Genomic DNA, 891 nt, shown 5'->3' with positions numbered 1-891 from the left:
GCTTGCCGCTTGGCCAACGCGCAATGCACTTGGCTGTCAGGAGTCGGGGCGCGACAAATTGGTTGGTTCGCTTCCATCAGTTTTGACGCTTCGATATCGGAGATACTGATGGCACTGCGTCTGGGTCTCGCGCTTGTTGTCGTGCCCGAAAGCACCCGCCGAGACACGACGGAACTGGCTGATTTTTTGCGGGAAGAGCAAGTTGATGCGATCACTTTGCCGCCGCAGCTTGTTGGTTCGCCGCTAGGTGGTGATTCTGAGCATCCGCGACTTGTGGTGACAGCGGGCGCTCCCGCCATCGCTGATGCGACCCGGAAGCTCGCGATCGGGCGGACAGTCGTAAATGCCTACGGTCCCGCAGAGGCGGCAGTTTGCGCAACTGCGCATCAGGTTCGGCCCGAAGCAACTCACAACGCCATTCCGATCGGTAGTCCTATCGGCAATGTGAGGGTCTATATTGTGGACCGTTGCATGGAGCCCTTGCCGATCGGTGTCGAAGGTGAACTTTTGATCGGCGGTGATCAGGTGTCGCGCGGCTATATCGGTCAGCCGGGCCTCACCGCCGCGCATTTCGTGGCCGACCCGTTTGCCGAAACCCCGGGCGCGCGGCTTTACCGGACAGGTGATCTGGCGCGCTGGCGGCCGGATGGGACGCTGGACTTTCTAGGCCGTGCCGACGCGCAGATCAAAATCCGCGGCATGCGTGTCGAACTCGGAGAAATCGAAGCGGCGCTGAGCGGCTTTGATGATATTACTGACTGCGCGGTGATAGCCCAATCCACTAAGCAACCCGGCGAAACAAAGCTGGTAGCCTATCTGGTTCCAAAGAATCATCGCGACACCACCGTTCCTAGTGGATTTGGAGGATCTCGAAGAGCAGCATCTTTGCCC

The 891-nt window shown here is 59.4% G+C and carries 1 protein-coding gene; it reads left to right on the top strand.

The window, feature by feature from the left end; all coding sequences use genetic code 11:
* Window positions 1-9: 9 nt before the first annotated feature.
* Window positions 10-891, top strand: an 882-nt coding sequence (locus tag Q5Y75_RS28355) for an AMP-binding protein (protein ID WP_306203653.1), incomplete at its 3' end; no start/stop codon positions are given.

Origin of the sequence: Ruegeria discodermiae, assembly GCF_030758345.1 — a bacterium.
Taxonomy (GTDB): domain Bacteria; phylum Pseudomonadota; class Alphaproteobacteria; order Rhodobacterales; family Rhodobacteraceae; genus Ruegeria_C.
This window is presented reverse-complemented; position numbering and strand designations above follow the sequence as displayed.